2 protein-coding genes are annotated in these 3,375 nt (G+C 56.7%); both read left to right on the forward strand.

Translation table 11 applies throughout. The features are described from left to right. Positions 1-377: 377 nt before the first annotated feature. Entirely contained in the window at positions 378-1,769 is a 1,392-nt protein-coding gene (locus ACIGG6_RS18195; RefSeq protein WP_399846531.1) for a hypothetical protein, read from the forward strand. A gap of 156 nt (positions 1,770-1,925) precedes the next feature. Continuing rightward, complete coding sequence (glyA, locus tag ACIGG6_RS18200; RefSeq protein WP_399846533.1) at positions 1,926-3,191, forward strand: serine hydroxymethyltransferase; 1,266 nt, start codon at positions 1,926-1,928, stop codon at positions 3,189-3,191. The last annotated feature ends 184 nt before the right edge of the window (positions 3,192-3,375 follow it).

Raw genomic sequence — 3,375 nt, forward strand, 5'->3', positions numbered from 1 at the left:
GGATCCTCTTTCAAGATGCCGTCAGTGTTCTGCACACGATAGATGAAGTACTTCTTCATCTTGGCACAGAGGGACGGGTCCATCCCATTTCCTACAACAAGCCTGATCGATTCCCGAGTAATGTGCCCCCACCGTGGGAGGCCAATTTATTGGGCGACGGCGGCGCCAGCCGCCCTTAGCCTGCCGAGGCACCAGTGTCTTCATCATTGCGAGCTAAAGCTCCATCCCACCGTAGTTTATCGCTAAAGACTGGCATGCCCGCTCCCTCCTGCAGCAGTTTCTCGCCATAACTACTTCACCAATCCACCCCTCTTCTTGAGATGGCGGTGGTGTGGCTTGGTGATATGCTGAAGGTATCACTTAAGGGGGGGCATGGTATGCGGACGCGTTGCTTAGTGAAGTTAAGCGTTGCGGGGCTATCGCTCTGTTTTGTCTCAGCGGCGGCGAATGCGTCGGTTCAGCAGCTAGAGGCAGATCTGCAAGCAAGGCTGGCAGGCGATGGCGCTAGCATGGCCATTGGGCAGCTAGTGGAAGAAGCCAACAGTTACGTGGCGGAAGATGTCGCGATTGCCTACGCCAACGGCGATTTACTTTCCATCGCCCGTTACCGTGTGCAAGGCAATTACGCCGCTCCTAATTCGATTACGCTGGATGGCCTCAGTATCAGCGAAGTAGGCATGAACACCCCCGTGCTCAGCGTGGGCGAACTGGTGCTGATGGAACCAGAGGCCGCCGTGCCCGCACTGGAAACCTTCAAGGCAGAGGGCAGCGTACTCAAGGCGTTAAACGCGCGCGATATCACCTTCCGGTTAGAAGGCAGCATGGCCGAAGAACTGGCGGCAGAGCTGGATAGCAAAGCGCTCGCTGGCTACCTCTCTATTGACTCCCTCGATCTAGAAGCAGTGAGCAGCGCCGCCGTGGGCCTGATGGCTATGCAAGGCATCAGCGGTGAACTAAACGACCTAGAAACAGGCATCTCTGCCACCTTAGCCCTGGCGGATATGCGCCTTGAGGCGTTAGAAGGGCTCGACCACCCAGGGGAAGAGCGCCTGGAGCATGGCGAGCTAAACGGCTTCAGCCTGATAGGCGAGGAGTGGAGCGTACTGCTGGAAAACGCCTGGGTAAAAGGCAACAGTTATATAGGAGAGGCTGGTTTCAGTGGTGCCGAGTTTGATCTTGGCGAGTTAATCCACCTCGTTCCGCCCGCCGAGCGTGAAGAGCTGCAGGCCATCAACCGTGTGCTAACAGGTGGCACCGGGCGGCTAAGCGCTGAAGGCCAAAGCCAATCGCAATGGCGTGAAGAGAGTGGCCGCCACCGTCTCACGTCGGAAGGGTTTTTAAATCTAAGCGGGGCGGGTAGCCTTGAGTTTTCAATGGATCTCCCGGTTAGCCTGCCCAAAGGCGCTACGCTCGAACAGGCCACGCAAAACCCCGCACTGTTTGAAGCCGCCACCTTGCACGGTGGTAACGTCGTGGTGGCCTACGCTGATGAAGGCATGTTGCCGCGCATTGCAACGGAAATGGCCGCCCAAGAGGGGATCAGCGAAGAGCAGGCGATGTCTGAAGCCTGGGCTCAGGCCCGGCAGCTGGGGCCGCTGCTTGGTCCACAAGTAACGAAGTTAATGGTAGGCCTGGTAGATATTATGGCGGGCAAAGCCCAATCATTGACCGTTAATGTGGCGCTGCCCGATCCGTTTATACTTAACCAATTCATACTCAACCCCATGAGCAGCAGCGAGCGGCTCACCTTCACCTTTGAGCTGAAATAGCGTGGTTGTCCAGTCGGTCAGGTTTTTGATTCGGCTGGCAACATGAAACATGCTCATGCACCACCTGACGCGGATGCGATGAAAGTCGCGTCAGGCTGCGGTATGATAGCCGCCTCGCTTCTCCATGATGATCCTTTCGTAACGAGGTTCCCGCCGATGTTCAGCCGCGATATGACAATTGCCGGATTCGATGATGCGCTGTTTGACGCGATGCAAAAAGAAGTTGCACGCCAAGAAGCCCACATCGAACTGATTGCTTCTGAAAACTACGCCAGCCCCCGCGTACTAGAAGCGCAAGGCAGCCAGCTGACCAACAAATACGCCGAAGGCTACCCAGGCAAGCGCTACTACGGCGGCTGTGAATTTGTCGATATCGCTGAAAACTTGGCCATCGACTACGCCAAGCAGCTGTTCGGCGCGACCTATGTCAACGTGCAGCCGCACTCTGGCTCCCAAGCCAACAGCGCTGTTTTCCAAGCGCTGGTCACACCGGGCGACACCATTCTCGGTATGAGCCTGGACGCGGGCGGCCACCTGACCCACGGTGCCAAGCCCAACTTCTCTGGCAAGCACTACAACGCCATTCAGTACGGCCTGAACGAGCAAGGCCTGATCGATTACGACCAAGTCGCTTCCCTGGCCCGTGAACACAAGCCGAAAATGATCATCGCCGGTTTCTCTGCCTATTCTCAGATTGTGGACTGGGCGAAATTCCGTGAAATCGCTGACGAAGTAGGCGCTTACTTGCTGGTGGATATGGCCCACGTATCCGGTCTAGTGGCTGCTGGCGTTTACCCCAGCCCGCTGCCCCACGCCCACGTGGTGACCTCCACGACCCACAAAACCCTGCGCGGCCCGCGTAGCGGCGTGATTCTCTCAGCCGAGAACAACCCGGACATCGAGAAGAAGCTGCAGTCGGCAGTCTTCCCCGGTGGCCAGGGCGGCCCGCTGATGCACGTTATCGCCGCCAAAGCGATCTGCTTCAAAGAAGCCATGGAACCCGAGTTCAAAACCTACCAGCAGCAGGTAGTGAAGAATGCTCAAGCCATGGCAAAAGTATTTATTGACCGTGGTTACGACATCGTTTCCGGCGGCACTGAAGACCACCTGTTCCTGCTCTCGCTGATCAAGCAGGGCGTGACTGGTAAAGATGCGGATGCCGCCCTTGGCCGTGCCCACATCACCGTCAACAAAAACGCCGTACCGAACGACCCGCAAAGCCCGTTCGTTACCTCTGGCCTGCGTATCGGCACCCCGGCAGTCACCACGCGCGGTTTCGGTGAAGAGGAGTGTACGCAGCTGGCAGGCTGGATTTGCGATATCCTTGACGTACTGGCCAAAGTCGAAGACACCAGCAGCGTCGAAGCCCAAGTGCTCGATAAAGTCGCTGAAGTTTGTGGCCGCTTCCCGGTTTACAAATAAGCTGATTGTCAGTAAGTTCGTGTTAAGGCTCTCTCACAGTCTCTCCTAGGCTACGGAAAGCCCAAGAAACGGGCACCCTCACAGGGTGCTAATGCCAGTCAGTTAAGCCTGACTGGCATTTTTCTAACCGCATATTTTTGTGGTCGTGTCCGAACAGCACGCGGGTATGACCGTTCTCGTCTAT

Origin of the sequence: Vreelandella lionensis (genome assembly GCF_044543515.1) — a bacterium.
In the GTDB taxonomy this organism is placed as follows: Bacteria; Pseudomonadota; Gammaproteobacteria; order Pseudomonadales; family Halomonadaceae; genus Vreelandella; species Vreelandella lionensis.